The sequence below is a fragment of the Streptomyces sp. ATexAB-D23 genome (genome assembly GCF_000373645.1).
In the GTDB taxonomy this organism is placed as follows: domain Bacteria; phylum Actinomycetota; class Actinomycetes; order Streptomycetales; family Streptomycetaceae; genus Streptomyces; species Streptomyces castrisilvae.
In genome coordinates this window covers 23,183-49,469 of sequence record NZ_KB892046.1, presented here as the reverse complement: position 1 = coordinate 49,469, position 26,287 = coordinate 23,183, and the positions used below count along the sequence as shown (strand labels likewise).

General features: G+C 71.8%; 29 protein-coding genes. 15 read left to right on the top strand and 14 right to left on the bottom strand.

All coding sequences use genetic code 11. The features are described 5' to 3' along the window. Positions 1 to 35 precede the first annotated feature (35 nt). Genes B082_RS0127985 through B082_RS0127975 form a run of 3 tightly spaced genes read right to left on the bottom strand, consistent with a single transcriptional unit; the run spans position 36 to position 3,627 of the window. A complete protein-coding gene (locus tag B082_RS0127985; protein ID WP_018555105.1) occupies positions 36 to 1,067 on the bottom strand; it encodes a ferredoxin--NADP reductase in 1,032 nt (343 codons plus the stop codon). After that, positions 1,064 to 2,761: an FAD-binding protein gene (locus tag B082_RS0127980; RefSeq protein WP_018555104.1), complete on the bottom strand. Its 1,698-nt coding sequence runs from the start codon at positions 2,759 to 2,761 to the stop codon at positions 1,064 to 1,066. Before B082_RS0127980 ends, B082_RS0127985 begins: the two co-directional genes overlap by 4 nt. Then, positions 2,758 to 3,627 (bottom strand): alpha/beta fold hydrolase, encoded by an 870-nt coding sequence (locus B082_RS0127975; RefSeq protein WP_018555103.1) that lies wholly within the window; start codon positions 3,625 to 3,627, stop codon positions 2,758 to 2,760. Before B082_RS0127975 ends, B082_RS0127980 begins: the two co-directional genes overlap by 4 nt. A gap of 319 nt (positions 3,628 to 3,946) precedes the next feature. Between B082_RS0127975 and B082_RS0127970 the strand changes: the two genes are divergently transcribed. Continuing rightward, positions 3,947 to 4,519: a flavin reductase family protein gene (locus tag B082_RS0127970; protein ID WP_051094706.1), complete on the top strand. Its 573-nt coding sequence runs from the start codon at positions 3,947 to 3,949 to the stop codon at positions 4,517 to 4,519. A 324-nt stretch (positions 4,520 to 4,843) separates the two neighbouring features. Here B082_RS0127970 and B082_RS0127965 read toward each other — a convergent pair whose 3' ends face one another. Then, entirely contained in the window at positions 4,844 to 5,674 is an 831-nt protein-coding gene (locus B082_RS0127965; RefSeq protein WP_018555101.1) for an IclR family transcriptional regulator, read from the bottom strand. Between the two features lie 198 nt (positions 5,675 to 5,872). Between B082_RS0127965 and B082_RS0127960 the strand changes: the two genes are divergently transcribed. The 3 genes from B082_RS0127960 (at position 5,873) to B082_RS0127950 (ending at position 10,427) form a co-directional block, all read left to right on the top strand. Beyond that, a complete protein-coding gene (locus B082_RS0127960) occupies positions 5,873 to 6,475 on the top strand; it encodes a TetR family transcriptional regulator (RefSeq protein WP_026250283.1) in 603 nt (200 codons plus the stop codon). Positions 6,476 to 6,581: 106 nt separating this feature from the next. Continuing rightward, the gene (locus B082_RS0127955) at positions 6,582 to 8,186 is read left to right on the top strand and encodes an MDR family MFS transporter (protein WP_018555099.1); all 1,605 of its coding nucleotides are present in this window, start codon (positions 6,582 to 6,584) and stop codon (positions 8,184 to 8,186) included. Positions 8,187 to 8,273: 87 nt separating this feature from the next. Further along, positions 8,274 to 10,427: a prolyl oligopeptidase family serine peptidase gene (locus B082_RS0127950; protein ID WP_018555098.1), complete on the top strand. Its 2,154-nt coding sequence runs from the start codon at positions 8,274 to 8,276 to the stop codon at positions 10,425 to 10,427. Between the two features lie 25 nt (positions 10,428 to 10,452). Here the strand turns inward: B082_RS0127950 and B082_RS0127945 are convergent, their stop codons facing one another. After that, positions 10,453 to 11,109: a cysteine hydrolase gene (locus B082_RS0127945; RefSeq protein WP_018555097.1), complete on the bottom strand. Its 657-nt coding sequence runs from the start codon at positions 11,107 to 11,109 to the stop codon at positions 10,453 to 10,455. A gap of 156 nt (positions 11,110 to 11,265) precedes the next feature. Between B082_RS0127945 and B082_RS0127940 the strand changes: the two genes are divergently transcribed. Then, positions 11,266 to 11,742: a pyridoxamine 5'-phosphate oxidase family protein gene (locus B082_RS0127940; RefSeq protein ID WP_018555096.1), complete on the top strand. Its 477-nt coding sequence runs from the start codon at positions 11,266 to 11,268 to the stop codon at positions 11,740 to 11,742. A gap of 9 nt (positions 11,743 to 11,751) precedes the next feature. Here B082_RS0127940 and B082_RS0127935 read toward each other — a convergent pair whose 3' ends face one another. After that, entirely contained in the window at positions 11,752 to 12,678 is a 927-nt protein-coding gene (locus tag B082_RS0127935; RefSeq protein ID WP_018555095.1) for a LysR family transcriptional regulator, read from the bottom strand. Positions 12,679 to 12,716: 38 nt separating this feature from the next. On the opposite strand from B082_RS0127935, the gene B082_RS0127930 reads away from it, so the two are divergent. Further along, positions 12,717 to 13,847 (top strand): DMT family transporter, encoded by a 1,131-nt coding sequence (locus B082_RS0127930; protein WP_234018250.1) that lies wholly within the window; start codon positions 12,717 to 12,719, stop codon positions 13,845 to 13,847. Here B082_RS0127930 and B082_RS0127925 read toward each other — a convergent pair whose 3' ends face one another. After that, positions 13,848 to 15,179: an aminotransferase class I/II-fold pyridoxal phosphate-dependent enzyme gene (locus tag B082_RS0127925; RefSeq protein WP_026250282.1), complete on the bottom strand. Its 1,332-nt coding sequence runs from the start codon at positions 15,177 to 15,179 to the stop codon at positions 13,848 to 13,850. Between the two features lie 35 nt (positions 15,180 to 15,214). Between B082_RS0127925 and B082_RS0127920 the strand changes: the two genes are divergently transcribed. Further along, on the top strand, positions 15,215 to 15,910 hold the full coding sequence (locus B082_RS0127920) for a pyridoxamine 5'-phosphate oxidase family protein (protein WP_018555092.1): 696 nt from the start codon (positions 15,215 to 15,217) through the stop codon (positions 15,908 to 15,910). A gap of 51 nt (positions 15,911 to 15,961) precedes the next feature. Here B082_RS0127920 and B082_RS0127915 read toward each other — a convergent pair whose 3' ends face one another. Beyond that, complete coding sequence (locus B082_RS0127915) at positions 15,962 to 17,044, bottom strand: EamA family transporter (RefSeq protein ID WP_018555091.1); 1,083 nt, start codon at positions 17,042 to 17,044, stop codon at positions 15,962 to 15,964. Positions 17,045 to 17,235: 191 nt separating this feature from the next. Here B082_RS0127915 and B082_RS0127910 point away from each other — a divergent pair, with 191 nt between their 5' ends. Both B082_RS0127910 and B082_RS0127905 read left to right on the top strand, forming a co-directional pair. Next, on the top strand, positions 17,236 to 17,436 hold the full coding sequence (locus B082_RS0127910) for a hypothetical protein (RefSeq protein WP_018555090.1): 201 nt from the start codon (positions 17,236 to 17,238) through the stop codon (positions 17,434 to 17,436). A 78-nt stretch (positions 17,437 to 17,514) separates the two neighbouring features. Next, a complete protein-coding gene (locus tag B082_RS0127905; RefSeq protein WP_018555089.1) occupies positions 17,515 to 17,946 on the top strand; it encodes an SRPBCC family protein in 432 nt (143 codons plus the stop codon). Between the two features lie 106 nt (positions 17,947 to 18,052). Here the strand turns inward: B082_RS0127905 and B082_RS36855 are convergent, their stop codons facing one another. Next, positions 18,053 to 18,673: a PadR family transcriptional regulator gene (locus B082_RS36855; RefSeq protein WP_026250281.1), complete on the bottom strand. Its 621-nt coding sequence runs from the start codon at positions 18,671 to 18,673 to the stop codon at positions 18,053 to 18,055. Between the two features lie 769 nt (positions 18,674 to 19,442). Here B082_RS36855 and B082_RS0127895 point away from each other — a divergent pair. Continuing rightward, positions 19,443 to 19,997, top strand: coding sequence for an ATP-binding protein (locus B082_RS0127895; RefSeq protein WP_018555087.1), 555 nt, complete (start codon positions 19,443 to 19,445; stop codon positions 19,995 to 19,997). 336 nt (positions 19,998 to 20,333) lie between these two features. Here B082_RS0127895 and B082_RS0127890 read toward each other — a convergent pair whose 3' ends face one another. The 3 genes from B082_RS0127890 to B082_RS0127885 all read right to left on the bottom strand — a co-directional run bounded on the left by B082_RS0127890 (position 20,334) and on the right by B082_RS0127885 (position 22,080). Beyond that, a complete protein-coding gene (locus B082_RS0127890; protein ID WP_018555086.1) occupies positions 20,334 to 21,071 on the bottom strand; it encodes a dienelactone hydrolase family protein in 738 nt (245 codons plus the stop codon). A 301-nt stretch (positions 21,072 to 21,372) separates the two neighbouring features. After that, positions 21,373 to 21,528 (bottom strand): hypothetical protein, encoded by a 156-nt coding sequence (locus B082_RS39300; RefSeq protein WP_158688906.1) that lies wholly within the window; start codon positions 21,526 to 21,528, stop codon positions 21,373 to 21,375. 99 nt (positions 21,529 to 21,627) lie between these two features. Beyond that, positions 21,628 to 22,080 carry an Lrp/AsnC family transcriptional regulator gene (locus tag B082_RS0127885; RefSeq protein WP_018555085.1) on the bottom strand — a complete coding sequence of 151 codons (453 nt, stop codon included), beginning with the start codon at positions 22,078 to 22,080 and terminating at the stop codon, positions 21,628 to 21,630. Between the two features lie 111 nt (positions 22,081 to 22,191). On the opposite strand from B082_RS0127885, the gene B082_RS0127880 reads away from it, so the two are divergent. From B082_RS0127880 to B082_RS0127870, 3 genes are read left to right on the top strand one after another with little or no spacing between them, the layout of a single operon-like run. Further along, complete coding sequence (locus B082_RS0127880) at positions 22,192 to 22,809, top strand: LysE family translocator (RefSeq protein ID WP_018555084.1); 618 nt, start codon at positions 22,192 to 22,194, stop codon at positions 22,807 to 22,809. A gap of 60 nt (positions 22,810 to 22,869) precedes the next feature. Beyond that, positions 22,870 to 23,316, top strand: a complete 447-nt coding sequence (locus tag B082_RS0127875; protein WP_202453511.1) for a PaaI family thioesterase — start codon at positions 22,870 to 22,872, stop codon at positions 23,314 to 23,316. Next, positions 23,313 to 24,299 carry an MBL fold metallo-hydrolase gene (locus tag B082_RS0127870; protein WP_018555082.1) on the top strand — a complete coding sequence of 329 codons (987 nt, stop codon included), beginning with the start codon at positions 23,313 to 23,315 and terminating at the stop codon, positions 24,297 to 24,299. Before B082_RS0127875 ends, B082_RS0127870 begins: the two co-directional genes overlap by 4 nt. Before the next feature lie 168 nt (positions 24,300 to 24,467). On the opposite strand, the gene B082_RS40445 is transcribed toward B082_RS0127870, so the two are convergent. Next, positions 24,468 to 24,788: a 3-methyl-2-oxobutanoate hydroxymethyltransferase gene (locus B082_RS40445; RefSeq protein WP_324608507.1), complete on the bottom strand. Its 321-nt coding sequence runs from the start codon at positions 24,786 to 24,788 to the stop codon at positions 24,468 to 24,470. Then, the gene (locus B082_RS40440; protein WP_324608506.1) at positions 24,685 to 24,903 is read right to left on the bottom strand and encodes a 3-methyl-2-oxobutanoate hydroxymethyltransferase; all 219 of its coding nucleotides are present in this window, start codon (positions 24,901 to 24,903) and stop codon (positions 24,685 to 24,687) included. The genes B082_RS40445 and B082_RS40440 overlap by 104 nt, the downstream gene beginning before the upstream one ends. Between B082_RS40440 and B082_RS38345 the strand changes: the two genes are divergently transcribed. Both B082_RS38345 and B082_RS0127860 read left to right on the top strand, forming a co-directional pair. Further along, positions 24,824 to 25,216, top strand: a complete 393-nt coding sequence (locus B082_RS38345) for a transposase (protein ID WP_018555081.1) — start codon at positions 24,824 to 24,826, stop codon at positions 25,214 to 25,216. The genes B082_RS40440 and B082_RS38345 overlap by 80 nt on opposite strands. A gap of 187 nt (positions 25,217 to 25,403) precedes the next feature. Continuing rightward, positions 25,404 to 25,967 carry a DinB family protein gene (locus B082_RS0127860; protein ID WP_026250280.1) on the top strand — a complete coding sequence of 188 codons (564 nt, stop codon included), beginning with the start codon at positions 25,404 to 25,406 and terminating at the stop codon, positions 25,965 to 25,967. The last annotated feature ends 320 nt before the right edge of the window (positions 25,968 to 26,287 follow it).

Sequence of the window (26,287 nt, the reverse complement as noted above, 5' to 3'; positions counted from 1 at the left end):
CGAGTGGGTACGGGGTGCGGTCGGGGGTGCGGTGGTCAGCCGTCGTAGGTGATGTGCAGCCGGTCGCTGACCGGGCGGGCCTGGCAGGCGAGGATCAGCCCGTCGGCGACGTCCTGGGCGTCCAGGACGTCGTTGCGCTCCATCGCCGCCTCGCCCTCGACCAGGACGCAGGCGCAGGCGCTGCAACTGCCCTCGCGGCAGGAGTACGGGGCGTCCAGGCCGGCGGCGAGCAGCACGTCCAGCAGGGGCGTGTCCCGCGGCCACTCGACGGTGCGGCGCTCCCCGTCCAGCTCCACCTCCGCGGTGCTGACGGGCGTGGCGGACCGCGGCATCGGGGCGCGCTCGGCGAACGGGTCGCCGGCCAGCGAGGTGAACCGTTCCACGGTGATCAGCCGGGCCGGCACCCCCAGGCCGGTGAGCGCGCCGGTGGCCAGGTCCATGAAGGGGCCGGGCCCGCAGACGAACGCGGGCCGCCCGGCGTACGGACCGGCCAGGGCCCGCAGTCCGGACGCGGTGGGCCTGCCCCGGGCGGACTCCAGCCAGTGCAGCACCGTGAGCCGGTCGCCGGATTCGGCTGCCAGGCGGGCGAGTTCGTCGTGGAAGATGACGGACCGCTCGTCGCGGTTGGCGTAGATCAGGGTGACGTGGCCGGTCCCGGCGTGCAGGGCGGAGGTGAGGATCGACATCACCGGGGTGATGCCGCTGCCCGCGGCGAGCAGCAGGAAGTCGGCGTCGAGCGAGTCGGGGGTGAAGGTGCCGGCGGGCGGCAGCACCTCCAGGGTGTCGCCCGCGGTGACGTGGTCGCAGATCCAGTGGGAGGCGTACCCCCCTGCGGTGCGCTTGACGGTGACCTTGAGGTGCCGGTCGCGCACCGGGGAGCTGCACAGGGAGTAGCAGCGGGCGGCTCCGCCGGGGCGCTCGGACGGCACCCGGACGGTGAGGAACTGGCCCGGCGCGTAGCCGAACGCGTCCCGGTGTCCGTCGGCCGGTTCCAGGACGAGGGAGTGGGCGTCGGCCGTCTCGCGGATCACCTCCACGACGCGCACGGTCAGCGGAGCCGGGCTCATGGCGTGCCTCCGTGGGCGCCGGACGGGCGGGGCGCGGAGGCGGTGGCGGCGTGCCGGGCGGCGACGTAGCCGAAGACGATGGACGGGCCGATGGTGGCGCCCGGTCCCGCGTACTCGTTGGCCATCACGGAGGCGGAGGTGTTGCCGGTGGCGTACAGGCCGGTGATGGCCGTGCCGTCCTCGCGCAGCACCCTGCTGTGCTCGTCGCAGACCAGGCCCCCCTTGGTTCCTAGGTCGCCGACCTCGATGCGGACCGCGTAGTAGGGGGCCTTGTCGATCTCGTCCAGGTTGGGGTTCTTCAGTGTCGGGTCGCCGTAGTAGCGGTCGTACGCGCTGTCGCCCCGCCCGAAGTCGGTGTCCTTGCCGGACCTGGCGAAGCCGTTGAACCGTGCGACGGTGGCGGTGAGGGTGTCCTCGGGTATGCCGGTCTTCCGGGCCAGTTCCGCGACGGTGTTGGCGCGGTGCACGGTGCCGTTCTCGTAGAACGCCTTGGGGAAGGGCACGCCGGGCAGGATCTGGGCGAACGGGTAGCGGGCGCGGGCCTTGGCGTCCATGACGAACCAGGCGGGGACGTGTCCGCCGGCGAGCTGGTCGTGGACGAAGTTCACGTACGGCGACGACTCGTTGGTGAAGCGGTGGCCGTCGCCGGAGACGATCACGGACGGGGGGATGCACCGCTCGGAGACGAGCGGGATCGTCGCGCCCGCCGGATGGTGCACGGACGGCATCCACCAGGCGTCGTCCATGAAGTCGAGTGCGGCGCCGAGTGCCTGGCCGGCGATGATGCCGTCGCCGACGTTCTCGACGGCGCCGGCGCTGTGGTCGGCGCGGCTGCCCTCGGGGAGGTACTTCTCGCGCATCTCCTGGTTGTGGTCGAACCCTCCGGTGGCCAGGAGCACTCCGTGCCGGGCGCCGACCCGGACGGTCCGGCCGTCCCGCTGGACGACGATGCCGGTGACCGCGCCGCCCTCGGTGACGAGTTCGGTCATCGGGGTGCGCAGCCAGAGGGGGACGGCCGCGTCCTTCAGCGCCATGCGCATCCTGGCCACCAGGGCGCGCCCTCCGGTGGCCATGTGGCGGCGGCGGATCATGTTGGAGGAGACCCGCCAGGCGGCGGTCAGGGAGGCCCGGCGTCCGCGCCAGGTCCGCTTGACCATGGCGAGGTCGCGGTAGTCCTTCGCGGTGATCCACAGTCCGAGCGGGCCCTTGAGGCTGTTGGGCCGCTGGTACTTCTCGTCCTCGCCGAGCTTGCGGGTGTCGAAGGGCAGCGCCTCGACGGACCGGCCGAGCGGGCGTCCGCCGTCGTACTCGGGGTGGTAGTCGGCGTAGCCCTTGACCCAGAAGAACCGCATCCACCGGCTCCGGCCGAGGAATTCCATCGCGGCGGGCCCCTGGTCGATGTACGCGTCGAGGCGTGCGCCGGGCACCCGATCCTCGGTGAGCCGGTCCAGGTAGCGGCGTACGGATTCACGGCTGTCGTCGTGGCCCTTGGCGCGCAGCGTGGGGTTGTTCGGGATCCAGATGCCGCCGCCGGAGATGGCGGTGGTGCCGCCGTACTTGGCGCCCTTCTCCACCACGAGGGTGGAAAGGCCGCTGTCGGCCGCGGTCAGCGCGGCGGCCATGCCGCCCCCGCCGCTGCCGACCACGACGAAGTCGAACTCCTCGTCCCAGGCGCTCCGGGCCGGGGCGCTCACGCCGCGTCCTGACGGGTGAGGAAGGCGAGTACCGCGCTCTCCCAGGCGGCCTTCTGTTCGATCATCACCCAGTGCCCGCAGTCGGGGAACACGTGCAGTTCCGCGTCGGGGATGGTGCGCATCGGCAGCAGTGCCATGTCGACCGGGCTGACCCGGTCGTCACGTCCCCAGGTGAGCAGGGTCTTCGCGCGCAGCCGGTGGAGCATCGCCCAGTACGGCGCGGTGTCGGAAGCGGCAGCGGCGGCGGCCTGGGCGGCGAACGCCTCGGTGCCGTACATGCGGCGGGCTGCGGCGAGGGTCTGGGGGTCGGTGGCCTGCGCCCACCGCTCCTCGATCAGCTCCTCGGTCACCAGCGACGGGTCGTACACCATGGAGCTGAGCCAGCGGACCAGGCCCTCGCGGGTGGGGTGGTCGGTGAACTCGGAGAGCAGCTTGATGCCCTCGCCGGGGCCGGGGCTGAAGAGGTTGCGGCCGATGCCGCCGATCGTGACCAGGCGCCGCACCCGGTCCGGCTGTGCGAGGGCGAAGCGGGTGCCGATGATGCCGCCCATCGAGTTGCCGATGATGTCGACCCGGTCGAGTCCGAGCCCGTCCAGGAACCGGGTCACGGCCGACGCGGCCGTCGCCATCGGGTGTCCGTCGGCGGGGTCGCTGACCCCGAAGCCGGGGAATTCCAGGACGAGGCAGCGGAAGTGCTCGGCGAACACCCCGAGGTTGTGGCGGTAGTTGCGCCAGCCGGTGACGCCGGGCCCCGAGCCGTGCAGCAGGAGCAGGGGCGGGCCGTCGCCGGCCTCGTGGTATCGCAACACGCCTTGGTCGGTGGCGAGTTCGCGGAGTGTGGAGTCGTGGCTGAGCTCCGTCATCATCCCTGCCTCGGTCGAGCTCGGTGTCCGGTGGACCTGAAGGCCCGAGGGGCCCGGCGACGGTCGTCGGCGGCCGGGCGGCCCATGGGTGCCGTGTGAACGGTTCCTGGACGGTAACCACGGGGTGCCGGGCGGCGCGGCGGACGTCTCGGTCAGCGGGATGCCCGTTGCCGGGCGGGTTCCGACGCCTCCCGGAGGGCCTTGCGCGGCGTCGTTCCACTGATCGGGAACGCGTTCCCGGCGGTCCGGACGGCGGTCCTAGGGTCGGCCCCCTGCCCGGCCCCGGGCGATGTTCCCGCCCCGTCCCCCAGAGGTGAACCCGATGACCGCAGAGCCCCTGTCCGCGCCCGAGGCATGTGAGGAGACCGAGCCGACCCCTCCGCGGATGCGGCGCACGATGGGGAGTTTCGCCTCCGGGGTCACGGTGGTGACGGGCCTCGGCCGGGACGGCGTCCCGGCCGGCTTCGCCTGCCAGTCGTTCGCTTCCGTCTCGCTGGAACCGGCCCTGGTGCTGTTCTGCGCCGACCACCGGGGGCGTGCCTGGCCGAGGATCAGGGAAGCGGGGCGGTTCGCCGTGAACATCCTGGCCGAGGGGCAGACGGATCTCTGCGGCCGGTTCGGTTCGAGCAAGGGCCGCAAGTACGAGGGGCTGGACTGGGAGGTCTCCCGCTGGGGGACGCCGTCCCTGCCGGGCGTCCTCACGCGGGTGCACGCCGATGTGTACGACGTGCACGGCGCGGGCGACCACGATGTGGTGCTGGGCCGGGTCCTCGCCCTGGAGACCCTGAGCGAGGAGGGCCGTCCGATGCTCTTCTTCCGCGGCGGCTTCGGCATCGGGGACCCGGCGGCCCCGGCACCTCCGGGCCCGTGGGGGTGGGGCGACCTGTGGGGGTGAGAGCGCCGGGCGGCGGGTACGGGGAGCGAGCGCCGGGCGGTCGCGTACGGGGTCGAGAACGCCGGGTGAGCACTCACACCGGGGCCGGCGGGACCGGGCGGGGCCGGCGACGCCTGCCGAACTCGTACGGGACCTGCCGAACGCGTACGGGACCGGCGAGACCAGCGGGACCAGCGGGACCAGCGGGACCGGCGAGACCGGCGAGACCAGCGGGACCGGCGGGACCAGCGGGACCAGCGGGACCGGCGGGACCGGCGGGACCGGCGAGACCAGCAGGGCCGGCAGGACCAGCAGGGCCGTATACGTTCCCGCCCCGCTCCCGCCCTACTGCCAGTCCCCGTACTGCCCCGCCGCGAGCAGGCTGTCCATGGCCTGCGGCGACCACGTCTCCTCGGGTGCGTCCGCCACCCGCCGCCCGCCCCGCACCGGGGTCTGCCGCTCCGGGAACAGCTCGGCGGACACCTGCCGCGCCGCGTCCACGACGAGCGGGGCCACCTTCTCCAGGGGCGACCAGGCGTCCCCCACCAGGGAGATCGCGGCGACCGGCCCCTCCGGGCCCCGGACGGCGGCGGCCACGCACGCGATGTCCGGGAAGCACTCGCCGCGCTCGAAGGCGAGGCCGTGACGGCGCCGGACCCGGTTGAGCTCCTGGTGCAGGGTGCCGAGATCGGCGATGGTGCGCCGGGTCAGCCGGCCGGTGAGCCCGGCGGCCCTGGCCTCGACGTCCTCCGGCTCCAGCCAGGCCAGCATCGCTTTGCCGAGCGCGGTCGAGTGGGCCGGTGCCCGGCCGCCGACCCGGGAGGGGACGGCAGCGGCGAAGCGCCCGCCGACCTTGTCCAGGTAGTGCACCTCGGCCCCGTCCAGGACGGCCAGGTGGACGACGAGGCCGGTCCTGATCTGGAGGTGGTGCAGCCGGGCGGCGGCGGCCTCCCGGATCCTGCTGTGCGCGCCGTCCCCGCCGCCGAGGCCGAGCGCGCGACGCCCGAGCCCGTAGCCGAGGCCGGTGTGCTCCAGCCAGCGCAGCCGTACCAGCTGGTCGAGGATGCGGTGCGCCGTCGACCTGGGCAGGTGGGTGGACCGGGCGACCTCCTCCAGGGACAGCCTGGCCGTCCTGCCGTCGAAGACGTCCATGATCAGCGTCACCCGCTCGACCATCGACGGCGGCAGCTCGCGACGAACCGGCACATGCACGTGAGGAGCATCATGGACAGCCGTCATGGGGAGCCTCCAGTCACAGACTGAAATGAATTCTGGTTTTCCGGAATGTAACAGCGCCCCCGGCCGCCGGGAAGGGATGCGGACGGCCGGTTCAAAATTTTGCCCAGGCTGCAAAATTGCATAGCATGCACCTTCATGAGCGACGACCCGCCCATGGGGCTGCGTGAGCGCAAGAAGCGCGCCACGCGTGACGCCCTGGCCGGCACGGCGCTGCGCATGGCGGCCGAGCGCGGCTTCGAGCATGTGACCGTGGAAGCGGTCACCGATGCCGTCGGCGTCTCCGTCCGCACGTTCTTCAACTACTTCCCGTGCCTGGAGGACGCGATCACGCGCCCCGGCCAGGAGAACGCCGAACGGACCCGCCGGGCCGTACTCAACGCCCCGGAGCACCTCTCGGCGCTCGAAGCCCTCAGCGAGGCCATCGCCCAGGAACTCGCCCAGATCGAGGAGGACCACGAGCGCTGGGAGCTCCAGATGGCGGTCCTGCGCAAGAGCCCCGCCCTGCTCCCGAACTTCCTGGCCGCCCGGGGCGCCGATGAGACCGCGATGGTCGCCGTCGTCGCCGAGCGCCTCGGCCAGGACCCCGAGACCGACCTCTATCCCCGGCTCCTCGCGCATGTGGCCCTGGCCGCCGTGCGCGCCGCCGTCGAGGTCTGGGTGGCGTCGGGCCGTACGCGCACCTTCCAGGGCCTGTACCGCGAGGCGTTCGCCGCGCTGGCCGCCGGCCTGAGGACCTGAGCGCGACCGGCACACACCGCCGGGCCCACGTCACCCACCGCACCACCCCTCCGCGCAGAACCACTGACCGCGGAGCCAGTCACCAGAGAATGAGGAACGTCAGCCGATGACCGCTGCCGTCACACCCGAAACCGGCGCCGCCGGTGCGATCGAGGGGCCCGCGTCAGGCATGACGCGCCGCCAGATACTCCAGGCCATGTCGGGCCTGATGGCCGGCATGTTCGTGGCCATCCTGGCCTCCACCGTCGTCTCCAACGCCCTGCCCCGGATCATCGCCGATCTGCACGGCAGCCAGTCCTCGTACACCTGGGTCGTCACGGCCGAACTGCTCGCCATGACGGCGACGGTCCCGATCTGGGGCAAGCTCTCCGACCTGTACGACAAGAAACTGCTCATCCAGCTCTCCCTGTCGATGTTCATCGCCGGCTCGCTCGTCGCCGGCTTCTCGCACAGCGTCGGGCTGCTCATCGTGAGCCGGGTCGTGCAGGGCATCGGCGCGGGCGGTCTCACCGCACTCGCCCAGGTCGTGATGGCGGCGATCATCCCGCCGCGCGAACTCGGCCGCTACTCCGGCATCTTCGGCGCCGTCTTCGCTGTCGGCACGGTCGCGGGCCCGCTCATCGGCGGTGTGCTCGTCGACACCTCCTGGCTGGGGTGGCGCTGGTGCTTCTTCATCGGGGTGCCGTTCGCGCTGCTCGCCATCGCCCTGCTCCAACTGACCCTGAAACTGCCGACGGTCCGCCGCGAAGTGAAGATCGACTACGTCGGCGCCGTCCTCATCATGAGCGGGGTCAGCGCGCTGCTGCTCTGGGTGACCCTCGCCGGCAACCGCTTCGACTGGGCCTCCTGGCAGACCGCCGCACTCGTCACCGGGGGCGTGGTCCTGCTGGCCGCCGCGGTCTGGGTCGAGTCCCGGGTCCAGGAACCGATCATCCCGCTGGACATCTTCCGCAACCGCACCGTGGCGCTGACGACGGTGGCGAGCATGCTGGTCGGTGTGGCCATGTTCGGCGGCACGGTGTTCCTCTCGCAGTACTTCCAGATCTCGCTGGGCAAGACCCCGACCACCGCCGGTCTGATGAGCCTTCCGATGATCCTCGGTCTGATGGTCTCCACGACCGTGGCCGGGCAGATCATCTCCTCCCGGGGCAAGTGGAAGGGCTTCCTCATCGCGGGCGGCGTCATCATGACCGCGGGCATGGGTCTGCTGTCCACGATCGGCGCCGACTCCTCGTTCGGCCTGCTCAGCCTCTACATGGTGGTGCTCGGCGTCGGCGTCGGCATGCTGATGCAGAACCTCGTGCTGGCCGCCCAGAACGACGTCCCCGCCGCCGAACTCGGCGCTGCCACCTCGGTGCTGTCGTTCTTCCGCAGCCTCGGCGGGGCCATCGGTACGAGCGCCCTGGGCGCCGTCCTCGCCCACCGGGTGGCCGACGAGATGAAGAAGGGCTTCGGCGGCGCGGCGGACAACGGAGGCGCCGGCAGCGGCGTCCCCGACCTCACCACGCTCCCGGAGTCCGCGCGGCAGGTGGTCGAGCACGCGTACGGTGTCGCGACCGCCGACGTCTTCCTGATCGGCGCGCCCTTCGCGTTCCTGGCGCTGATCGCGGTCCTGTTCATCAAGGAGAAGCCGCTGCGCACCCAGAGCGGCATGGAGCGGCTCGCGGAGGAGAGCGCCGCGGCGAAGGCAGCCGCGGCCCCGACGCACTGACCCCCTCCCCGGGGTCCGCCCTCCCCCGTACCGGGGCGGGCGGCCCCCGGGCGCCGCGCGGGCCGTTCCGCCTGCCATGGTGTCGCCATGACCCACCCCTCCGGCACCCGCGCCGCCGCCGTCGACCGCTTCCCCGACCAGTTCGCCCGCACCCGGCGCTTCTCGCTGGGGGTGCCCCGGCAGTTCACCGTCTCCCCCGACGGCGCGCGGGTGCTGTTCGTCCGGGGCACGTCGGGCACCGACCCGGTGAGCCGGCTCTGGCTGCACGAGAACGGCGCGGAGAGGCTCCTGGCCGACCCGCTCGGGCCCGGTCTCGCGGACGGGCCGGCCGGTGAGCTGCCGCCGGAGGAACGGGCCCGGCGGGAGCGGGCCCACGAGACCTCGTCCGGCGTGGTCTCCTACGCCACCGACGCCTCCGTGCGTCTGGCGGCCTTCGCGCTCCGCGGCGCCCTCTGGGTGGTCCCCACGGACGGCGGCGCGCCCCGCCGGGTCCGCACGGCCGGACCGGCCGTCGACCCCCGCCCCTCGCCCGACGGCTCCCTGATCGCGTACGTCGCCGGGGGCGCGCTGCGCACGGTACGGGCCGACGGCACGGGCGACCGGGCGCTCGCCGGACCGGACGGCGAGCACGTCACGTACGGCCTGTCCGACTACGTGTCGCAGGAGTCCATCGGCCGGTCGCGCGGCTACTGGTGGTCCCCGGACGGGGACGCGTTGCTGGTGGCCCGCGTGGACACGGCCGGCGTCGCACGCCGGTACGTCGCGGACCCCTCCGACCCGGGACGGCCGCCCCGCGAGGTGGCGTACCCGGCCGCCGGTACGGCCAACGCGAAGGTGTCGCTGCACGTGGTGCGGGTCTCGGGCGAGCGGGTCGTTGTCCGTCTGCCCGAGGCCGCGGGCGAGGGGCATCCCGAAGCGGCGTGGACGGACCGGGCGTTCGAGTACGTCGTGGCGGCGCGCTGGGACGGCCGGGGCCCGCTGGTCTGCGTACAGACCCGGGACCAGCGGTCCGTCCACGTCCTGGCGGTGGACGCGGAGTCCGGTGCGACCCGGACGCTGCACCACGCCCACGACCCCGCCTGGGTCGCGCTGCGCCCCGGCACCCCGCTGCGGCTGTCCGACGGGGCACTCGTCGTCCCGGCGCGGCCCGGCGGCGACACCCAAGGCCTCGCCATCGGCGACACCGTCACACCACCGGGCCTGGAGGTCCGCGAGGTGATCGGCGCGGCGGACGGGCGGGTGTACTTCACGGCGGGCGGGGAACCGACCGAGATCCATGTCTGGTCGTACGACACCACGGGCCGGGACGAGGGCCCCGTCCGGGTCTCCGGCGCACCCGGCGTGCACACCGCGGCGGTCGGCGGCCCGACCGTGGTGCTCGACAGCAGGACCCCGAAGGGGCAGACCGTGACGGTGCTGCGCTCCGGAGCCGAGGCGGGCAGGATCGCCGTCCTGGCCGAGGAACCGCTCGTCACCCCCCGGCCACTGGCGCTCCGCCTGGGCCGGCGGGAACTGCGCAGCCGGCTCCACCTGCCGTCCTGGCACCGCCCCGAGTCGGGTCCGCTGCCGGTGCTGCTCAGCCCGTACGCCGGTCACGGCATGCAGGTCGTGCTGGAGGTGCGGACGTGGTGGACGGCGGTGGCCCAGTGGTTCGCGGAGCAGGGGTTCGCGGTGCTCGTCACGGACGGGCGGGGCACGCCGGGGCGGGGCGAGGCGTGGGAGAAGTCGGTGCACGGCGACCGGCTGACGGCTGTACTGGAGGATCAGATCGACGCGCTGCACGCGGTCGCCGGGGACCGTCCGGAGCTGGACACGACGCGGGTCGCGGTGCGCGGCTGGTCGTTCGGCGGATACCTCGCGGCGGCCGCCGTACTGCGTCATCCGGACGTCTTCCACGCGGCGGTGGCGGGCGCGGCGCCCGCGGACCGGAGGCTCTACGACACGCACTGGGAGGAACGGTTCCTGGGCCACCCGGACGTGCTGCCGGAGAACTACGCGCGCAACTCACTGCTGGACGAGGCCGCGGCCCTGGTCCGTCCGCTCATGCTGGTGCACGGCCTCGCCGATGACAACGTGGCCGTCGCCCACACGCTCCGGTTCTCGGCCGCCCTCCTGGCCGCCGGGCGCCCGCACACGGTGCTGCCGTTGTCCGGCGCCGGTCACCTGGTCGGCCGGGACGGCACCGCGAGCGGGCTGTTGCGGCTGGAGCTGGATTTCCTGCGGAAGTCCCTGGGAGCCTGACGGGGGCGGGGCCGGAGGCCCGGGTTCATGCCCGCGTGCCGGCCCCGGCCCCCGCGTTGCGCCAGCGGTCGAGCAGCTCGTCGGTCGTGGTCACCGTCGCGACGAGCGCCAGGGTGTTGCGGACCATCACGGGCGTGTAGTCGGCGGGCACGCCCGCGATGGCGTCGGCCGGCACGACCGCGGTGTATCCGAGGTTGACCGCGTCGAAGACCGCGTTGGGCACGGCGACGTTGGCCGATACCCCGGTGACCACGAGGGTGCGGCAGCCGAGGTTGCGCAGGAGGGCGTCCACATCGGTGCCCGCCAGCGGGGACAGCCCGTGCAGCCGCCGGACGACGAGGTCCTCACCGGTGACCTCGATGGGTGCGGCGATCCGGACCGCCGCGGTGCCGGGGTGCTGCTGCACGGGAAGCCGGCCGGCGGCGCGGAAGAGGCGGGCGTTGCGGTTGGCGCCCCGGCCGTCGGGACGGCGCTCGGCGACCGCGTGCACCACCTGGACACCGGCCTCGTGGGCTCCGGCGACCAGCCGGGCCACCTGCCGCAGCGCACCCGACGCCACCGCCGCCCCGGCGAGTTCGGGCAGTGCGCTGTCGGGTCCCACCACCCCCTCCTGGCATTCCACGGTCAGCAGTGCGGTGGTGGCCGGGTCGGTCTGCGCGGCGAGCTGTTCCCTGGACGGCACTGCGGCCCCTCTCGGCGGCGGGTCGGCCGGGCCGGGGTCGGCGCCGGACCGGGGCGCGCGAGGGTAGCCCCCATTGCGTGACGAAGGAAGAGACGCCATGATTCCTGACACTCAGTCAGTTCACCTTCGTCCTCGACCAGCAGCAGGAGGCAATCCATGGCTGTCACCCAGCGCCGGGGCCGCCGGATCATGATGACGGACGAGGAGCGCGACGCCTATCTCACCCGGCAGCGGACCTGCCGGGTCGCCACCGTCGGCGCGGACGGCCGCCCGCATGCCGGCGCGCTCTGGTTCTGCTGGGACGGCGGCTCGCTCTGGCTCTACTCGATCACCCGGAGCCTGCGGTGGTCACAGCTGCGCCGCGACCCGCGCATCGCCGTGGTGATCGACGACGGCGTGGAGTACGGCGAGCTGCGCGGCGTAGAACTCGCGGGCGACGCGTCCTTCATCGGCGAGGCCCCCCGCACCGGCGAGCCCTGCCCGGAACTCGACACGCCCGAGAGGCTGTTCGCGGCCAAGTACTTCGGCATGGAGACAATGCCCCACGACAACCGCCACGCCTGGCTCCGTCTCACCCCCACCACCATCACCAGCTGGGACTTCAGCAAACTCCCCGGCCCGGACAACGGGTGACCGCCGCCGCTACCGGCCCCCCTCCCTCCAGGGTTCGTCCAGCTCCCGGCCCGCCTCGCGCAGAGCCGCGACCGCCGCCCGGATCGACGGCCGCCGGTCCGCGTCCGTGCGCCACACCGCGTGGACGTGCCGCCGCATCTTCTGGCGCACCGGCACGAGCCGCACCCCTTCGGGCACCGGCCCGCGCCCCAGCCTGGGCGCCACACAGACGCCCATACCGGCGGCGATCAGCGCGAGCTGTGTGTGGTGCTCGCCCGCGAGGTGGGCGATGCGGGGCTCGATACCCTTGGAGCGGAGGGTGAACATCAGCCAGTCGTAACAGAATTCACCCTCCGGCCAGGACACCCAGTCGTCCTCCGCGAAGTCCTCCAGGTCGACCTCGGTCCGCCCGGCGAGCGGATGCCCGGCCGCCATCGCGATGTCCGGGGCGTCGTCCAGAAGTTCCGCCTTGGTCAGGCCGCCGGGCACCGGGAGCCGCTTGTTGCTCCAGTCCAGCACCACCGCCAGATCGATGTCGCCCCTGAGCACCGCCCGGATACCGGCCTCGGGCTCCAGCTCCAGGGTGCGTACCCGAAGCTCGGGATGTCCGGCGCGCAGGGCCAGCAGCGTCGCGGGAAAGAGGCCCCGGGCCGCCGTCGGAAAGGCTCCGAGCCGGATCTCCCCCACCACCTCGCCCCGCTGGGCCTCGATGTCGGACTGGGCCAGCTCGACCTGCGAGAGGATGCGGGCCGCGTGGTCGGCGAGCAGCCGCCCCGCGTCGGTGAGCCGCACCCCGCGCCCGTTCTTGGCGAGAAGCTGCTGCCCCACCTCCCGCTCCAGCTTCGCCATCTGCTGCGACACGGCCGACGTCGTGACGTGCAGCCCCTCGGCGGCACCACTGACCGAACCGAGCCGGGCCAGGGCATCCAGGGTGCGCAAGCGCTCCAGGTTCAACATATAAGCGATACTACGCGAATCCCAGCACAAATTCTCACTTGTGCTACGAGGTGGGAATGGTCATCGTGGACCTCATGAGCGCACCGCCCGCACCCGGGCCCACCACCGAGCCGACCCCGGCACCGGCTTCCCCACCCCGGACGCCGGCTGCCCCGCCCAGGACACCCGCCCCTCCGCCCCCGGCGCGGACCGCCGCCCTCCCCGGCCCGGCGCGCAGGCCGGCGCTGGACTGGCGGCTGCGCTTCGCGGCGCTCTCGCTCATCTGGGGTTTCAGCTTCCTCCTCATCAAGGTCGGGACCGACGGGTACGCCCCGTTCCAGGTCACGTTCGGCCGGCTGTTCTCGGGTACCGCCGTTCTCGCCGTGGTCATGGTGGTGAAGCGGGAGCGGCTGCCGCGCTCCGCCCGCACCTGGGGCCATCTGGCCGTCGCGGCCTTCTTCCTCAACGCTCTCCCGTTCTCCCTCTTCGCCTATGCCGAACTGAGCATCCCGTCGACGCTGGCCGGCATCTGCAACGCGACCTCACCCCTGTGGGGCATGGCGCTGTCGCTCGTCGCCCTCTCGGAGGACCGGCCGACCCGCCGCCGCGTCGCCGGTCTCGGGCTCGGCTTCCTCGGCGTCCTGACGGTGCTGGGTGCCTGGCAGGGCTTCTCCGGGCTGGACTTCAGCGGCACGGCCATGGCGCTCCTGGCCTCGCTCAGCTATCCGGTCGGCTGGATCTACGTGCGCCGGACGCTGGCGGGCAGCGGTTCGTCCACCCTCGCCCTCACCGGCAGTCAGCTCTTCCTCGGCACGGCCCAACTCGCCCTGGTCACGCCCTTGTTCACCTCTCCCCCCGGCAGCTTCCCGCTGCTCCCCACCCTGGCTGTCGTCGCCCTCGGGGCCCTGGGCACGGGGGTCGCGGTGCTGCTCCAGTACGGCCTGGTCAACGAGGTCGGGCCGACGACCGCGCAGATGGTCACGTATTTCATTCCGGTGATCGCCACCGCCGCCGGAGTGGCCGTGCTCGGCGAGCAGTTGAGCTGGAACACCCCCGTGGGCGCGCTCATCGTCCTGGCCGGCGCCGCACTGACCCAGAGCCGGCCCCGCGCCGTCTCGCCCCCTCCTCGCAGCGAACCCGCCGCCCCGCCCCCGCGCCGATCCGCCCACGGCTCACCCCCTCACCCGTAGCTACCCGTAGCTCAGCGGACTCGCGGGACCCGCCGCGGCCGCCACCGCGTCCGCCAGGGGCCCGATGTCGGCGTCGGAGAGCGGCGAGACGGTGAGCCGGATGCCCTGGGGCGCGGAGAGACGGAACCGCGCCCCGGGCGCCGCCGCCCAGCCCGCGTGCAGCAGCCGCGCCACCGCCCCGGTCTCGTCGCTCACCGGGACCCACACGTTCATCCCGCTGCGCCCGTACGCCTCGACGCCCCGGTCGGCCAGTGCCCCCACGAGCGCGTCGCGGCGGCGGGCGTAGGACCGTGCCACCTCGCGTGTGTCCACGGCGTCCGTACGCCACAGGTGCACCACGGTCCGCTGCAACAGCCGGCTGACCCAGCCGGGGCCCAGCCGCTGACGCCCGGACACCCGGTCGGCCGTGACCACGTCACCGGTCATCACGGCGACCCGCAGGTCCGGCCCGTACGCCTTGGCCACCGAGCGGACGAAGGCCCAGCGGTCCGTGGCCCCTGCCAGGGGATACAGGGGCAGGTCGACTATGGCGTGCCCGTGGTCGTCCTCGATGAGCAGGACGCCCCGGTATCCGGCGAGGACCGCCCGCAGCTCCGTCGCGCGCCCCGCGGAGATCGCGGCACCCGTCGGATTCTGCGCCCGGTCCGTGACGACGACCGCCCGCGCACCCGCCCGCAGCGCCTGATCGAGCGCGTCCGGCAGCGGCCCGTCGTCGTCCAACGCCATGGGGACGGGACGCATGCCGAGCGCGGGCACGAGGTCCAGCAGCCCGCCCCAGCCGGGGTCCTCGACCGCGACCATGTCCCCCGGCCGGAGGTGGGCGACGAGCACCCGCTCGATCGCGTCGAGCGACCCGGAGGTGGCTATCACCGGTCCGGCCGGGATGTCGTCGGCGTCCATGGCGGCGCGCGCGAGTGCGGCGAACTCGGGGTCGACGGACGCCCGCGCGTACATGCCGGGCTCCCGCGCGTATGCCTCCGCGACCGCGGCGAACGCCTCGCCGAGGCGCGGCAGCAGCGCCGGGTCCGGATTCCCCTCGCCGAGATCCCGGACCCCCGGCGGCGCCTCGACCCGCATCGACCCACGCGCCGTGCTCGCCGGGCGCGGCCTGACCCGGCTGCCCCGGCGCCCGGCGGTCTCGATCACCCCGCGCTCACGCAGGATGCGGTAGGCCGCCGCGACCGTATTGGGGTTCACATCCAGCTGGCCGGCCAACTCCCTCATGGGCGGCAGGACCTGTCCGGGCATCAGCTCCCCGGAACCGACCCCCTGCTCCACACTGGCGGCAATTTCGGATGCACGCCGCCCACTGATCCGATACTCTCCTAGCACAAACAACAGTATGCACTAGTGCAATGGAGTCCGCAATGCCGGAGACCGCATCCCAGCAGACCACGTCACCGGACCCCGCGGCCGGCTACGAGCCGACCGGCCGCACGATCCCCACCCGGTCGCGCGAGCGGGCCTCGTACGACCGGGAAACGGTCCATTCGATACTCGACGCCGCCTGCCTCTGCCACCTCGGCTTCGTGCGCGACGGCGCCCCCGTCGTCCTGCCGACCCTCTTCGGCCGGGTCGGCGAACGCCTCTACGTCCACGGATCGACGGGCTCGCGGCCGCTGCGGGCGGCGGACGGAAACGATGCGGGGCTGCCCGTATGCCTGACGGTGACGCACGTCGACGGCCTGGTCCTGGCCCGCTCGGCCTTCCATCACTCGCTCAACTACCGTTCCGTGGTCGTCCACGGCACCGCGCACACCGTGACCGACCCCGAGGAGCGGCGCGTCGCCCTCGACGCGATCGTGGACCAGGTGGTGCCGGGCCGCTCGAAGGACGCCCGGCCCGCCGACGGCAAGGAGCTGGCGGCCACGGCCGTGATCCGGCTGGATCTGCGGGAGGTCTCCGCCAAGATCCGCACGGGCGGGCCGAACGACGACCCCCAGGACATCGGCCTGCCGCACTGGTCCGGCGTCGTCCCCGTCGCCCCCGCCTTCGCCGCGCCGGTCCCGGCTGACGACCTGGACCCCGCGATCGAGGTCCCCGCGTATCTGAACGCCCTCTGATCCACGAGCGCCGGCACCCCGGGCCGCCCGGCGCACGTGCCCCTCGGAGGGCTACGTGAACACCGGAAGGAATCTCCGGACGACGGAGGTATCGACCCGCGACGACCGGCCGCCCGGACCTTTGTGGCGCACCGCGGCCCGCTCGCCGGGCGCGCCCTCGCCGGCCGCCACGCCCGCACCGCCCGGCCCCGAGGCAACGGGGCCCGACGGCGGCCGAGGGGTGGCCGACTGCGCGATGAAGGCACCGGTCAGGACCAGCGCACCGCCGATGAGCTGCGGGGCGGCCAGGTGCTCGCCGAGCAGTACCCAGGCGAGCACGGTCGCGATGACCGCCTCCAGGCAGGCGACGACACCCGCGACCGCCGGGGACAGCAGGCGTACGGAGATCACACCGGTCACGTACGCGACGACGGTGGCGAGCAGCACGATCCAGACCAGCAGCAGCCAGGCCGGCACCTGGGTGCCGTCCATCGCCGTGCCGCCGCCGAGCACCGACCAGTCCATGCCCCACGGGCGCGCGACCACGGTGAGCACGAGGGCTCCGATGAGCAGCCCGTAGGCGATGACCCCGACCGGATGCGGGGGCTCCGCGCCACCCGGCGACGGTTCGCCACTGCCCTGGTCGGAGAGGACGAAGTAGCCGACCTGGCAGCAGGCGGCACCGAGCGCGAGCAGCAGGCCGACGATGTCGAAGCTCAGTCCGGCCCACACCTCGACCACGCAGGCGAGGCCACCCACCGCGAGCACGACGCCGAGGGCCGCCGCCCGGGTCACCGGACGCCGCTGCACGAAGCGGACCCAGCCGAGGACGAGTGCGGGCGCCAGATACTCGACAAGCAGCGCCACACCCACCGGGATACGGGAGATGGCGGCGAAGTAGCAGGCCTGCACCCCGGCAACGGCGAGCAGCCCGAAACCCAGCAGCAGCACGGGCCGGCTGCGCACCAGCCGCCGGTGGCGCCAGGCCACGGGCAGCATGACGAGTGCGGCTCCCGCCACGCGCAGCCAGACCACGTGGAGCGGGTCGAGCCCCGCCTCGATCAGTGGCTTGGCCGCCACTCCGGAACCGCCGAATGCGAAGGCCGAGGCGAGGGCGAGTCCCAGGCCGGCGCTTCTCCCCTGAGACGCGTGCATCGGCACATCATGACAGCTGAGGTCAGGAGCGTCACCCCTGTGACACCTGACCGGGGTAACACTCCGATGTCGCCGGCGCCCCTGACGCGCGCGGACACGCGCATCGTCGTGGCCACGGAGCAACCAGGGGCCCACCCGTACACGTCCCACAGGCGGGAGCGGTTGTTCGCGGCACGACGGAGGGAGCCGGGGTGAGCTGGCTGGTGTCCCTGCCGGCGCTCGACGGGCGCGATTACGTCTACCGGGTCCACGCACCCCTGGACGCTCTGCCGGCGGATCTGTTCTGGGCCGCGTTCCACTGCCACGACGACGGCCCGCATCCGCGCGCGTCCGACCGCTTCGACGCGGCACTGATCTGGCGGACGGGCCCCGAGCGGGCCGCACAGAACTGACGCTTCATCAGTATTGAATGTTCTGGCCGATACGACTACGTTCCGCGACACCGTAACCCGTAGAGAAGGGGTGGTCGCATGGCCGAAGTCAGTGCAGAGACGCGCATCGGAGCACCGGCCGAGAAGGTCTGGGCCCAGCTGACCGACTTCAGCAGGTACGGGGAGTGGAACGCCACGCACACCAGTTTCCCCAAGGGCGGTCCTGCCGCACTGGAACTGGCGGCGACCTACGAGGAGAACATGAAGCTCATGGGCTTCCCGGCCGAGGTGACGTGGACGGTGTCGGAACTGGAGACCGGCCGGCTGCTGACGACCACGGGCAAGGGCCCGATGGGCGTGAACCTGGTGATGCGCTACGCACTGACCCCGGACGGGGACGCCACCGCGCTCCGCATCGACGGCGAGTTCACGGGCGCGGCGGTCTCACTGATGGCCGGCAAGCTGAAGGACTCGGCGACGGTCGCGCTCAACGAGTCGCTGCGCAAGCTGGACGGCCTGATCGTCGCCTGAGCGGCCACCCGCCCCACACGGGAAGGGACCCGGCGACCAGGCCGCCGGGCCCCTTCCATGCCACTCCCCCTCCGACCGCCGCACCGCCCACGATCCGGTCCGGGGCTCAGTGCTCGTCGGCGAGGATCAGGTACAGCTTCTTGCGGGTGTCGTTGATGACCGCGAGCGCCTTCTCGCGCTGATCGGCGGAGCCGGTCTTCCAGACCTGCCCGAACGCCTCCATCAGGCCGAAGCCGGCCTGCCGGACCTCGTTCATACCCTCCCAGTCGACGCCGCGCCCGGCCTCTTCCCAGGGCGCCTCGGGCCCCGTCTCGGCCTCGGTGCGACCGGCGTCGGTGAGCGTGAACAGCTTCTTGCCGCCCTCGCTCGCACTGGTGATCAGGCCCTCGTCCTCCAGCAGCTGGAGGGTCGGGTACACCGACCCCGGACTGGGCCGCCAGGCCCCGCCGCTGCGCTCGCCGATCTCCTGGATCATCTCGTAACCGTGCATCGCCCGGTCCTTGAGCAGTGCCAGGATCGACGCCCGCACGTCACCGCGCCGCGCCCTCCCCCGGCCGCCGCCCCGATTACGCCCGCCACCGAAGGGGCCACCCCCGAACGGCGGACCGAACGGCCCAAACGCCGCCCGCTCCCCTTCGAAGCCACCCCGCCGCTCATCGGGCCCGCCCGGGCCGCGCCCGCGTCCGTGCCCATGACCATGTCCGTGCTCGTATCCATGTGAACGCATGACCGTTCTCCTTCTCGCGTTGAGTCTTCATGTATCGCTGATCTGTCGCGATGCCTCAACGATATATCGGAATAGCTCGCATGGCAATCCTCGACGTCATGACACGGGTGACCCGTGACAGCGATCGTCGATCGATCGCCAGGAAGAGTTGGTCAAAGCTTGTTCGTGTCGGATAAGAGCGACTGCATGGCTGTTTGTACCGGCTCGGGCTGACCGTTGCGTGCTTGACCTGCCTCGGTGAAGGCTGATCGCCTCGGCGACCGTCCGGGACCGTGATCGATCACCTGCTAAGCCGCACTTCAGAAGCCGATCACCTGGAGGCTGTCCGTCGGCGAGCGCGGCGGTCTGCCAGCCGGAGGCGCCGCCTTCCGCACCCCGCGGTCCGGTCCGGTGGATGCGAAGTGGATGACGGTTCGGTGATTTCGGGAAGGTTCTGCGGCACCCGGCTGGGCCACCGTCATCGGGACATGCGGTTGATGCGGCGGGACTCCTGAACCGTTCGCCCTGCCACCCGGTTCACTCAGCGGTGGTTGCCGAGACTCCGGTCGGCAGGATGTACTGGAACGAAGCAGGCCGTTGAGCAATCTGGTCGTGGTTGCCTTGCTCAATACCTTGGACATCAGGGGTGTCTCCGGCATATCAGCCGTTCGAGGATCCGCCCGTGTCCCCCATTCCCATCTCCAGGGCTCCGCCGGCTCGCTGCCTCCGCCGGAGGCTCAAACGGTGACCAGTGGACCTGTCTCGATCTGCAAGAAAGGGTTCTCGGATCATGCGGCGGTACGTTCTCACTGGCACGCCGGGCGCGGGCAAGACATCAATCCTGCGGTGCCTGGAGGAGCTTGGCTACGGGGTTGTCGAGGAGGCGGCAACGGCCGGCATCGCACAAGCGCAGGCGCTGGGCGAGGACCAGCCATGGACACGGGCGTCCTTCATCGACGAGATCGTCGCTCTGCAGCGACAGCGACAGCTGGAGGCCACCGGCCCCGTTCAGGTGTTCGACCGGTCACCGGTCTGCACCCACGCCCTCGCCACGTACTTGGGGTGGCCAGTGTCTCCGGCGCTGGCCGCGGAGCTCGAACGGATCACCTCGGAAAGGATCTACGAGCGGCAAGTGCTCTTCGTCCGCAATCTGGGGTTCTGCGAGCCGACCGCGGCCCGGCGGATCAGTTTCCAGGAATCACTGGCTTTCGAAAAGATCCACGAAGAGAGCTACCGCGCGTTCGGCTACGAGCTCATCGACATTCCCGCCGGCGAGCTGGCTCACCGCGTCACCACGGTGAGCTCAACGATCGCCCGTGCCCTGCCTCAGACACCCACCGGGTGAGCCGCATCACAGCGACCCTCTCGGAATGCAACACGCCCGGCGATATGCAGCGCGAACGGGTCCCAGTGGATCCCGATGCGGCTTTACACGTGGTCAGCACAGTGACGCCGCAGTAAATGCGCACACCTCGCCCTGGAAGCCGGAACGGTCCGCCGCAGGCCGCGACGCTCACGGCCAGGGCTCCGTCGCAGCGAATCCGGTATTTACTACGGTTGTTGGGAATACGTCTCCGCGGCCGCACAACCACCCGAATGCGGGTCTGCTGTGAGGGCTTGAGGGGAGAAGACTGTCAGCGCGCGACGCCGACCAGGCCTGGCACCAGCATGTTTGCCTGGGTCATGCCCCCAGGTCCTCCGTCACGGGCAGGCACTCGGCGAGCAGGTCGACGACGTCGCGCCAGGCTCGCTGCGCGTGCTGTCGGTGGTAGCCGACGCCGGGTACCACCGGGTGGTCCACCGGCGGGTGGTGGAAGGCGTGCAAGGCTCCGCCGTAGACCGCGAGGCGCCAGTCGACGCCCGCGGCCTGCATCTCAGCGGTAAACGCGTTCCGTTGTGCGGGCGGCATGATCGGGTCTTCCGACCCGACCCCGGCCCACACCGGGCAGCGAATGCGCGCCGCCTCGCCCGGTCGTCCCGTGGTCAGTGCGTTGACTGTCCCGATCGCGCGCAGGTTGGCGCCGCCGCGCCCGAGTTCCAGCCCGACGGCGCCCCCGGTTCCGTAGCCGACGGTGGCGATCCGGTCGGGGTCGGTCCGGGGCTCGGCGCGCAACACATCGAGCGCCGCATGGCCGATCCCCCGCATCCGGTCGGGATCAGCGAGCAGTGGCATGCAACGGGCCAGCATCTCCTCGGGGTCACCCAAATAACGCCCGCCATGGAGGTCGAAGGCCAGCGCTACATATCCCAGCTCGGCGAGAGCATCGGCCCGGCGGCGCTCGACATCGCTGAGCCCCATGCCCTCCGGTCCGAGCAGCACCGCGGGCCGGCGGTCGGCACCGGCCGGGAGCGCGAGGTGCCCGATCATCGTCAAACCGTCGGCCGGGTACTCGACCGTACGCGTCGTAATCTTCGTCATGAGACTGGACCGTAGTGATCGTCGAGCCCGGTCCGGCCGGTGTTCTGCCGTTGGCAGAACAGCACGGGTGTCCCTCTGAAATACGGGGCGGGCCCGGCGCTCAGGGCTTCAGGATCATCCCGTTGCCCCTTCTGGCGCGTATCTCGGTCACACCCCGAGTCCGGCCCAGCGGGTTGACCACGAACCCGCGGACCCAACCGCCAGAATCAGGAGATCCACCCGTGGGTTCGCGGTGAACACCCTTCAGTTCCTCTGAACCCACGGACCTCAACGGCCTCGGGGAACATCGGTACACCGGTTATCAGTGAAAACGATCATGGTCCGGCTGGGGTGGCAGGAGAGCGGTGACGCGGTTCTCGTACTCGCGGCGGGCCTTGCGCTGCGCCGGGACGGTCGGGGCGCCTTGGTTGCCGTCGAGGGGCCGGCAGCGGGCGAGGAGCTGGCGACCCGTAGCCACGCACCCGTGCCTCCACGATCACATGAGCATCCGTGGACGGTGCGTTGATCACTTGAGGGCGCCATCGTTTGCCGACAGGGAGGGCGATCAGGGGGGCGGCTATTCGGGCAGCGGTCTGTCCTGGACGACGTTCTTCATGACGAGGGTCGAAGTCAGGCGTTGGACGCCGGGGAGCCGGGCGAGCTGCTGGTCGTAGAGGTGCTGGAACGCGGCCAGGTCGGCAGTCGCGACCCGTAGAAGGTAGTCGGGCTCACCGAACAGGCGCTGCGCCTGCAGCACGTGCGGGACGGCGGTCACGGCCTCTTCGAAGGCGGTGACGGTGTCGGCGCCCTCCCAGCGCAGGGTGGCGAAGACGAGGGCCTCGAAGTTCAGGCCGACGGCGGCCGGATCCACTATCGCCCGGTAGCCGCGGATCGCGCCCTCGCGTTCGAGGTCGCGCAGTCGGCGGTGGCAGGGTGAAACGCTGAGCTGCACGCGGGCGGCCAGCTCGGTGACCGTCAGGCGGCCGTCGCGCTCCAGCTCGGCAAGAATCTTCCGATCCATGGCATCCATGGAGAAGATTCTCCCTCACATTGCGCGATCATGGGGTAAAGACGCAAACACCTTCGGACATATCCGGCCTAGCCTTCCCTCCAGAGCGAGACATGCGAGAGGGAGCGGTTGATGGACACGACGACGCTGGCGGCCTTCCTGGCTGTGGACCTGCTGCTGGTGTTCACGCCGGGCGCGGACTGGGCCTACTCGATCTCCGCCGGACTGCGGGGACGCTCGGTCGTCCCGGCAGTCACAGGTCTGATCGCCGGGCACGCGGCCTATGCGCTGGTGGCCGTCGTGGGCCTGGCGGTGATCGTGGCGAGCTCCCCGGCCGCGCTCACCGCTCTGACCGTGGCGGGCGCCGGCTACCTGCTGTGGCTGGGCTGGGGTGTCCTGCGGCAGCCGTCCGTTCCGGCGGCCGCTGGAGGGAGCGCGAACGCCTCCCGCGTGCGGGTCATGCTCAAGGGGGCCGGGATCAGCGGCCTGAACCCCAAGGCGCTCCTGCTGTACTTCTCGCTGTTCCCGCAGTTCATCGACCCTGCCACGGGCTGGCCGGTCGCCGCGCAGACCGGGCTGCTCAGCACGATGCACCTGACCGCGTGCGCCGTCGTCTACCTCGCCGTCGGCGTCCTGGCCCGCACGGTCCTGAGCACCAGGCCCTCGGCCGCCCGGGTCGTCACCCGCATCAGCGGTGCCATGATGATCGCCATCGGCGCCTTCCTGCTGGCGGAACGCCTGGCCGACTGAGAAACCCGTCCCGCTCCACCCGTCACGGACCCGAAGGAGAGCACACACGTGGAAGACCGGATGCAGCAGGAACAGGCGAGCCCCGCGGTGCACAAGCGCGTCCAGGACAGCTTCGACCTGCAGGGCCTAATGTCCCATCTCGGCGCGCGCCTCGCTCACATCGGCCCCGGCCGCGTACACATCGTGCTCCCGGCTCGCCCCGAGGTGACCCAGCAGCACGGTTACGTTCACGCCGGTGCTACCAGCGCCATCGCGGACAGCGCCGGTGGCTATGCCGCGCTCACCCTGTTCGACGAGGATTGCGAGGTCCTCACCGTCGAGTACAAGATCAACCTCCTCGCGCCCGCCGCCGGCGACCACCTCGAAGCGATCGGCACCGTCCTCAAGCCCGGACGCACCCTGACCGTCTGCCGGCTGGAGGTCTACGGCGTCCAGGCCGACGGCGCGCAAAAGCTCGTCGCCAACGGGCAGCAGACCCTGATCCGCGTGAACAGGCCCACCGCATGAGCCCCCAGCCGTCCACTCCGGCCCTGCCGTCCTGGCTCACGTGGTGGCAGCGCCCCTTCCCCGACGCCAACACCCTCCTGCTGCCCGGACGGCAACCTGCCCTGGTCGACACCGGGTTCGTCGGCCACGCCGACGAGACCGCCGCCTGGGCCCACGCGCACGCCGGCACCGTCAACCTGGTCGTCAACACCCACTGGCACTCCGACCACGTCGGCGGCAACGCCCTCCTCCAGGCCCGTGGCGCCGCCATCGCCGCCGGAACACCGGAGGCCGAGGCGATCACCCGCCGAGACCCCGGCTGCTGCGCGGCCGAGTACCTCGACCAGCCGGTCGCCCCGTACACCGTGGACGTCCCACTCGACGACGGACGCGTCCTCCGCCTCGGGGACAGCGACTGGGAGGTCGTACGAACCCCCGGGCACACCCCGGGCCACCTCGCACTGTGGCAGCCTGATGAGCGGCTCCTCGTCGTCGGTGACGCGTTGTCGGACTACGACGTCGGCTGGGTCAACCTCGCGCTCGACGGCCCCGACGCGGCCACCACCGCGCTCGCCTCCCTCAAGCGGATGGCCGACCTCGGCCCCCGGTTGATCCTGCCCTCCCACGGCCCGATCCCCGCCGACCCCGCAGCCGCGTTCGCCGTCTCCCTGCGCCGCGCCCAACGCCTCGTCGACGACCCCGACGGAGCGGTCTGGTACGGCGCCCGCCGGATCCTCGCCTTCGCCCTGATGATCCGTGGCGGCATCCCGGCCGACGAGGTCGAGACGTACCTCCACGCTCGTGCCTGGGTGGCAGACGCCGCCCGCCTCCTGGACGCGCGCCCCGAGGTCCTCGCCGGCGAACTGGTCACCACCATGCTCCGCAGCGGCGCCATAGTCCTCCGCGACGGCCGCATCCACGCCGCCGCCGACCACACGCCTGTGGTGCCCGAGGCGATGCGCACGCCCTACCCACGAGCCTGGCCCGCGACCGAGCCGCGCTGACACGTGGGGGATCGAGGGCGGGTGAGCGGCTCCAACTGCTCGCCCGCCCTCTGTCTGCACGCTCCGGTCAGACAGTGTGCTCCGGTACCGGGTGAGTTCCCGCCGCCACGTCGGCCGCGAAGTCCCGGGCCGCCTCGCACAGCACACCGTGCACGTCGGCGTACTGCTTCACGAACCGCGGCGGCCGCCGTGTCCGCAGGCCCGCATGTCCTGCCAGACCAGCACCCGCCCGTCGCATCCGTTCCCCGCGCCGATACCGACGGTCGGCACCGCCACGCTGCGCGTGATCTCCGTACCGACGTCCTCGGGCACCATCTCGATCAGGACGGCGAACGCACCGGCCGCCTCCGGCGACTTCGCCGCCGACACCAGCCGCTGCGCATCCTCACCCCGACTCTGCACCCGGTAGCCGCCGAGGCTGTGCTCGGCCTGCGGAGTGAACCCGATGTGCGCCATCACCGGAATCCCGCACCGGGTCAGCAGCTCCACCTGCGCCACCATCTCCCCCGATCAGCAGCACCGGGATGCCGGCTTCGTCGAAGGTCGCCGCGGTGTACATGTCGTACGCCGTCAGCATCGCCCACTTCTCCCCGCGATCCTTCATATCGCTCAGGAAGTACCCGGCAATCCTCCGGCTCCGGGAGAAAGCCTGGGAGGAGTTCACCCCGTTCCTGCGCTTCGATACCGAGATCCGTCGCATCGTCCGTACCACCAACGCCATCGAGTCCGTCAACGCGCGGATCCGGCGAGCGGTGAATGCCCGCGGGCACTTCCCGAACGAGCAGGCCGTCTTGAAGTGCGTCCACATGGCGATCGTGTCGCTGGACCCGACCGGCAAGGGACACGCCTGCGGGACCATGCCCTGGAAGACAGCCTTGAACACCTTCGACGGCCGACTCTCCGCAGCACGCCAGTAGCTCCAACAACCCGAGTTGTACCGCTTGTTCGACAGAGCCCGCCGGTGGGTGTCGACCGATTGCCGACGCAGGCCGATCGATTGGCTTCCGTGCCATCCAGGGATGACTGTCCGCGGGGTTGGTGACAGTGGAGGACGGCCGCGGACGGCGACGATCACTCCGCTCGACGGGTCTGTAGGGTGCGGCAATGACAAGAAGCGAGCACCTCGCGGACCAGTTGGATTGGTACTGGCGCAAGAACCTGCGGCCACGGCTGGACGGTCTTACTGACGAGGAGTACTTCTGGGAGCCGGTGCGCGACTGCTGGAGCATCCGCCCACGTGGCACGTCGGCCGCACCGACGCTCGAAGGCCCGGGGGAATGGACGATGGACTCCGCGTCCCCGGCCCCGGAGCCGGCACCGGTGACCACGATTGCCTGGCGGCTGGCGCACATCATCGTCTCGTGCATGGGCTACCGGGCCGGCTGGTACTTCGGCGGCCAGGACGTCGACTCCCAGACATTCGCCTACGCGGGGACCGCTGACGAGGCGCTGGAACAGCTCGACGAGATGTACGGGAGATGGGACGCGGGGGTCCGGGGGCTCTCGGACGCCGACCTGGACAATCCGCCCACGGTGGGCCCCGAGCGGTTTCCCATGGAGAACAGGGTCCTGCACGTCAACAGGGAGCTGATCCATCACGGCGCCGAGATCTCCCTGCTGCGCGACCTCTACCGCTGGCGGGACGGAGCCGGTCCGCACCGAATATGACTTTCGGCATGTATCCGGGCGATCGAGCTTCGGAGACTACGTGGAGTCCGTGACGCTCCACGGCTGATGCTGCCGCCGACAGGCCTCGCGATCTTCAACCGCCGTTCTGCCTTCCCCACGTTCTCCTTCGGGACAGGACGGCGTCGGGGGGCGATGTCGAGGTCGACGGCCGGCAGTCCTGCTTCGGTGGTCTTTTCGGTGCCGGTGAGGATGGCGGTGACGGCGGCCCCGCGAAACCGGTGGGACAAGGTGCCGATCGTGCCGCCCGTTCGGGTGTGCAAAGACCGGTCCAGGCGGGTGGGATGTCCTGTCGCATCGGG

Bases quoted from the DNA above. Each gene is read 5' to 3' on its own strand.
- B082_RS0127985 (WP_018555105.1), bottom strand. From the start codon at position 1,067: ATGAGCCCGGCTCCGCTGACCGTGCGCGTCGTGGAGGTGATCCGCGAG.
- B082_RS0127975 (WP_018555103.1), bottom strand. From the start codon at position 3,627: ATGATGACGGAGCTCAGCCACGACTCCACACTCCGCGAACTCGCCACC.
- B082_RS0127970 (WP_051094706.1), top strand. From the start codon at position 3,947: ATGACCGCAGAGCCCCTGTCCGCGCCCGAGGCATGTGAGGAGACCGAG.
- B082_RS0127965 (WP_018555101.1), bottom strand. From the start codon at position 5,674: ATGGTCGAGCGGGTGACGCTGATCATGGACGTCTTCGACGGCAGGACG.
- B082_RS0127960 (WP_026250283.1), top strand. From the start codon at position 5,873: ATGAGCGACGACCCGCCCATGGGGCTGCGTGAGCGCAAGAAGCGCGCC.
- B082_RS0127955 (WP_018555099.1), top strand. From the start codon at position 6,582: ATGACCGCTGCCGTCACACCCGAAACCGGCGCCGCCGGTGCGATCGAG.
- B082_RS0127950 (WP_018555098.1), top strand. From the start codon at position 8,274: ATGACCCACCCCTCCGGCACCCGCGCCGCCGCCGTCGACCGCTTCCCC.
- B082_RS0127940 (WP_018555096.1), top strand. From the start codon at position 11,266: ATGGCTGTCACCCAGCGCCGGGGCCGCCGGATCATGATGACGGACGAG.
- B082_RS0127935 (WP_018555095.1), bottom strand. From the start codon at position 12,678: ATGTTGAACCTGGAGCGCTTGCGCACCCTGGATGCCCTGGCCCGGCTC.
- B082_RS0127920 (WP_018555092.1), top strand. From the start codon at position 15,215: ATGCCGGAGACCGCATCCCAGCAGACCACGTCACCGGACCCCGCGGCC.
- B082_RS0127915 (WP_018555091.1), bottom strand. From the start codon at position 17,044: ATGCACGCGTCTCAGGGGAGAAGCGCCGGCCTGGGACTCGCCCTCGCC.
- B082_RS0127905 (WP_018555089.1), top strand. From the start codon at position 17,515: ATGGCCGAAGTCAGTGCAGAGACGCGCATCGGAGCACCGGCCGAGAAG.
- B082_RS36855 (WP_026250281.1), bottom strand. From the start codon at position 18,673: ATGCGTTCACATGGATACGAGCACGGACATGGTCATGGGCACGGACGC.
- B082_RS0127895 (WP_018555087.1), top strand. From the start codon at position 19,443: ATGCGGCGGTACGTTCTCACTGGCACGCCGGGCGCGGGCAAGACATCA.
- B082_RS0127890 (WP_018555086.1), bottom strand. From the start codon at position 21,071: ATGACGAAGATTACGACGCGTACGGTCGAGTACCCGGCCGACGGTTTG.
- B082_RS0127885 (WP_018555085.1), bottom strand. From the start codon at position 22,080: ATGGATGCCATGGATCGGAAGATTCTTGCCGAGCTGGAGCGCGACGGC.
- B082_RS0127880 (WP_018555084.1), top strand. From the start codon at position 22,192: ATGGACACGACGACGCTGGCGGCCTTCCTGGCTGTGGACCTGCTGCTG.
- B082_RS0127875 (WP_202453511.1), top strand. From the start codon at position 22,870: ATGCAGCAGGAACAGGCGAGCCCCGCGGTGCACAAGCGCGTCCAGGAC.
- B082_RS0127870 (WP_018555082.1), top strand. From the start codon at position 23,313: ATGAGCCCCCAGCCGTCCACTCCGGCCCTGCCGTCCTGGCTCACGTGG.
- B082_RS38345 (WP_018555081.1), top strand. From the start codon at position 24,824: ATGCCGGCTTCGTCGAAGGTCGCCGCGGTGTACATGTCGTACGCCGTC.
- B082_RS40440 (WP_324608506.1), bottom strand. From the start codon at position 24,903: ATGAAGGATCGCGGGGAGAAGTGGGCGATGCTGACGGCGTACGACATG.
- B082_RS0127860 (WP_026250280.1), top strand. From the start codon at position 25,404: ATGACAAGAAGCGAGCACCTCGCGGACCAGTTGGATTGGTACTGGCGC.